This is a genomic window from Priestia sp. D51 (genome assembly GCF_053345675.1).
The window spans coordinates 1-4,640 of record NZ_JBLTIR010000028.1 but is presented as its reverse complement, the minus strand read 5'-3'; the positions used below and the strand labels follow the sequence as shown (position 1 = coordinate 4,640).

At 34.8% G+C, this 4,640-nt stretch carries 5 protein-coding genes; 3 read left to right on the top strand and 2 right to left on the bottom strand.

What is annotated here, in order from left to right:
* The coding region (locus ACNHOZ_RS28745) for a plasmid recombination protein (protein WP_447697461.1) at positions 1-1,013 on the top strand (1,013 nt) is incomplete at its 5' end.
* 57 nt (positions 1,014-1,070) lie between these two features.
* Here the strand turns inward: ACNHOZ_RS28745 and ACNHOZ_RS28740 are convergent.
* Together ACNHOZ_RS28740 and ACNHOZ_RS28735 are read right to left on the bottom strand one after the other, a co-directional pair.
* Positions 1,071-1,421, bottom strand: a complete 351-nt coding sequence (locus tag ACNHOZ_RS28740) for a response regulator transcription factor (protein WP_154975120.1) — start codon at positions 1,419-1,421, stop codon at positions 1,071-1,073.
* A gap of 116 nt (positions 1,422-1,537) precedes the next feature.
* A complete protein-coding gene (locus tag ACNHOZ_RS28735) occupies positions 1,538-2,065 on the bottom strand; it encodes a replication/maintenance protein RepL (RefSeq protein ID WP_154975122.1) in 528 nt (175 codons plus the stop codon).
* A 644-nt stretch (positions 2,066-2,709) separates the two neighbouring features.
* On the opposite strand from ACNHOZ_RS28735, the gene ACNHOZ_RS28730 reads away from it, so the two are divergent.
* Together ACNHOZ_RS28730 and ACNHOZ_RS28725 are read left to right on the top strand one after the other, a co-directional pair.
* Complete coding sequence (locus ACNHOZ_RS28730) at positions 2,710-3,240, top strand: DNA-binding protein (RefSeq protein WP_235907468.1); 531 nt, start codon at positions 2,710-2,712, stop codon at positions 3,238-3,240.
* Between the two features lie 963 nt (positions 3,241-4,203).
* The coding region (locus ACNHOZ_RS28725) for a plasmid recombination protein (protein ID WP_447697460.1) at positions 4,204-4,640 on the top strand (437 nt) is incomplete at its 3' end.

Sequence of the window (4,640 nt, the reverse complement as noted above, 5' to 3'; positions counted from 1 at the left end):
AATTCTTTAAAGGAAAATCAAAGGCCGAGATCCAATCCTGGGCGCAAGACTCTTTGGAATTTGTAACGGATGAGATAGGTTTATCACATGATAGAATCATTCACGCTTCTGTACATATGGATGAGAAAACGCCTCATCTTCATATCGTGGCTGTCCCTCTGACGGAGATATATGACGGTAGGCGTAAGGAAAATGTGTTAACGATTAGTAGACATCAATTTATTAAAACAAAAGATGATTTATCATCGTTGCAAGATAAATATAATGAGCGCATGAATGAACGAGGCTATGTACTGGAACGAGGTACACCAAAAGAAGTCCACCATCAAAAAGTGCAGGCTTTTAAAAAGCAGACTCATTATCATGAACAAGCAGCTGTAAAAGCTCAGCAATCTGTAAAAGAGTTAGAAGGTAAAAAAACAAATTTAGAGTTGTCTATTTCAAATCGAAAATCAGAGATGGACGATTTGAAAAAAGAGGTTACTCAAGTTAAAAAAATAGATGACATGGATTTTAAAGAGAAAGGAAGCTTATTCAACTTAAAACAGCCTAAGAGCGTTGAATTGAGCTTTGAAGACTTCCAGAGTCTTAAAGCCTTAGCAAAGTCTTCCGAAGCGCTTAAAAGGGAAAATAAAGCGTATAAAGAGATGTATGAGAAAGAGAAAGTAACAACTAAAAGTTTAAGAGAAAGTAATGATAAGCTAGATAAACAATTGGCTCAATCAAGACAAGAAACAAGATGGTACAAAAAGCAATATGAGCGTTTAGGAAAACTATTTGATTACATGAAAGAGAAATATACGGAACGCTCTATGGGAGAAGACTTTCAAAAGGTTGTTGGGTTTGCTAAGTATCAGGTTAATCGAACAGTTAATGTTTTCAGAAAAGACGAGCAGACGTATGATGAAAATAAATTAACGAAGGCTGAAAAGGTGGGTTATAAGCAGGCTGAAGAATTCTTTAAGGATAGGCAGAGAACAAGAAGTCAAGACAGAGGTTTTGAAAGAGAATAGCTAAAGAAAAAGCAGGCTTAAGCCTGCTCCTTTAGCCTTTAAGGCTATTTTGGTATGTTAAGAGATACGAATAAGTTTTTGTGGTGATTCATCATGGATGTTTTTAAATTGTTGAACAGCTTCTTTCATAGAGGAAACGTTCAATTTCTGTATAATGTTTTTTCTGTGAGTTCGGACGGTGCTTTCTTCTCTAACTAGCATCTTTTGCATTTCTGCGGTGCTGTGACCGTCTATAGCTAGGGCGAAAACCTCTTGTTCTGCTTCTGTGAACTGTTTAAGAAATAGCTTTTCTTTAAGAATTTTACATTCCTCTTCTACACGTTTTAAACGACCAACTTCATCAACTAAATCAGATGCTACACTTAGAATATTTTCAATACCCATTAATAGTTTTTCGGTTTGATCCATGATAAGACCCTCCTATTTTTTGAGGGCAACCCATGTTATAATTAGCAATGAAAATAGGAATTTCAGTAACATGGGGGTGCTTCCTTTGCAGAGGAAGTGCCCTTTTTATTTTTAAATTAGTTTTCTTCGTGAGATATAGCAACTTCATCTTTATAATCAAAATCTGCTTTTTGACTGATTTTCCCTTCTTCAAAAATTACTTGGAATCTAATTTTCTTAATATTATCCCAAGAGCCTCTTCCAAACAGGAACGGATTCATTTCGTAAGTACCAGTTCCTTTTCTATTCATAATTCCTTCTTTAACAAGTTTATTAATGTTGTTGTTTAAACTTTGGACTGTATTAAATCCTAATTCTTCAGCCATTTGTTTCTTTATGTATGCATTTAAGACTACGATGTTATCATAGGCCATTCTTTTTAAGAGGACATTTAATGTCTTTTGGATACCACTTGGTAAGTTATTAATTTGTAAGATGTTATCTAAATAAATCTTTACATAATCAGGCTCTTTAGAAACATAAGACTCTTCAATATGCTTTTGAAACAGCTTCTCGCCATCATCATTAGTAACTGTTTCTTTAACTTCTTTACTAATTTTTTTCTTTTGGGTATCTCCAATTAGTTCTTTTTCCCAACTTTTCACTTCTACACCTCTTTTGTATTATTATTTATAATCTGTATTGTATTATAAAAATTAAAGGAATTCAAGGAGTTTTATTTATTTTTATAATCTAAATTAGATTATAGTCTATAACAAATACGATTATAGTCTATAACAAATACGATTATAGTCTATAACGTATATGATTATAGTTTATAACGTATATGATTATAGTAAAGTCAATAAAACATTGTTATATCAAGGTTTATAAAGGTTTTTCTCTTCTTTTCTCTTATTTTATGTACATGTTTTTTTGTGTTTTTTAGCTATAAAAAACACTAGCCTTTAGGCTAAAAACTTTTTCAAATAAGAGGCTATTCTATAAACAAGGGTCGAGTAGTATTTTTTGATAAACCATTCAAAAAATCTCCACTCTTTACCCCTTGTTTATAGAATTTCGGCAGGTGTGTGCATGTCGCCAAGCCGAAACATACCCAAAACGAAGTTAATGATGATCGGCTTGGTTGAACAATTATACCTGCCGAACCGCCAGAACAACTGTCCTAGGTTTTATTTCTTTTCCAAAATGCAGATACACAATTTTAAAAGCCAGCCTCACACCCCAAAACAAAGGGGGAGAAGGTGTTTTCTATAGTCGCATAGAATGCTATAGCGAGGTGGTTAACGTGACGGAAAACGGTAAACAAGAGGAAACGCTGAAATCTTATTGGGCGAAGGATATTGCTGAACTCCTTGATATATCAACATCGAATTTGAGAAGATGGTCAATTGATTTAGAAAACGAGGGATACTCATTTTATCGGGATGAACATCACCGTCGTGCTTACCTTGAAAGAGATATCATGCCGTTAAAGAAATTGAAGGAATTCTTAGCAAATAATATGAGTAAAAATGACGCCGTTAAGGCTGTTGTATCAATGTTTCCAACGGATGATAACGGTGTGATTACGATACCCGTTATTAAGGATGAAGTGCGTTTATCAAGGCTTGAATTACAAGAAATTGTTCAGGAAGCTGTAAGAGAAGCAGTTGAAGAAGAACGCGAAGCGATGTTTAAAGCTTTTGATCATAAAATCAATGATACATTAGAAAAAAGAGACCGTTTATTAACTCAGCATTTGCAAGCGACTTTAGAGGAAAGACGTCTGGAGGTTGCCGCTGCTCAAGAAAAGAAGTGGTGGAAGTTTTGGAAGTAAATAAATCTTTTAATTTATTTTCCATGAATGTAATATATATCTTATCAAGTTAAAATATTGATAGATAAAATTATGTTAAGGGATGTTTTTAATGAATACAGATAAAGAAGTAGGAAAGTTAGAGATACTTTTATCGTTTGGTAGTTTGATTGTAGTTAGTGTCATTGGAATATTGCTGAAGTATTATTTTCATGTTCCAATGAGAGGATTACCTTTTATTTAAAGCATCTTAGATAATATCTGTAAATCTACAAATAATGTCGTTAATTTGCGCATAGAAATATATCATACATACAGATAAGACCGCCTATACACTTATATTTAGTGGGCGGTCTTTGTTATAACTATGTATAGTTTTTATATTCTTTTCTTTTCATTCCGTTCAAATAAATAAAAAATGAGAAAGATTACCCCTATACCTAAGATAACACTTAAAAGTAATTCGTAAATGTTATCAATATCTACATAATAGTTGTACAGGGTCATGAGGAGGAAAATAAGGGTATACTTTGCTATGCTCTTTATTTTTTTCATAATGAATAGAACCCCATCTTTTAATTATTAGCACTCTAATTATATAGCATTTGAGTATATATTGAAGGTCTGTCAACGGTAAATCGCAAGACCGTTAGGTCGAGAATTTAAGGAGTTGATAGACTCACTACACCCGAACCCTCTTGGCACTCAAACAACCCCGTTTGTTTGACGCCAACCGGCGAGGGAGCCCCCTCAAAAAAGTGAGGGGGTTGGGGGAGTTTTTTAGGATAGATTCCAAAGGGAGATTCCCTTTGGTAGGTGTGGACAACGTCCGCGGTTTTTAAAGGAATAGCGAAGCTGTTCCTCCCCCGAAGGGGCACACCATATTGATGCGATAGTGTCAATATTAGAGTGTGTTCTAACATTGACATGTTTTTCTCTCTCCCCCATAATGTGGGGGAGACTTTAATGAGGAGGGAACCATGATTGAGTTATTCCATTTTTAGAGTTCAAGGCATCAAAACCACAAGTGATTTGAGAGGAATCGGCAAGCATAATGCGGACCGAGTATCTGATACAAATTTAGATATCGATAAAGAGAAATCAAGCGAGAATATCGAGCTCGTAAAATGCGATTCTTATTTGAAGCGTTTTTCTGAAATCACGCTAGACATGAGGCGTGAACATGAGGAACGAATGAAGACGACACGCAGTGATCGTCGTAAGTCATTTGAGCAGGCAATTAACGGTGCAAAAAACGATGTAGCATGCGAGTTCTTATTTACGAGCGATGAAGAATTCTTTAAAGGAAAATCAAAGGCCGAGATCCAATCCTGGGCGCAAGACTCTTTGGAATTTGTAACGGATGAGATAGGTTTATCACATGATAGAATCATTCACGCTTCTGTACATATGGATGAGAA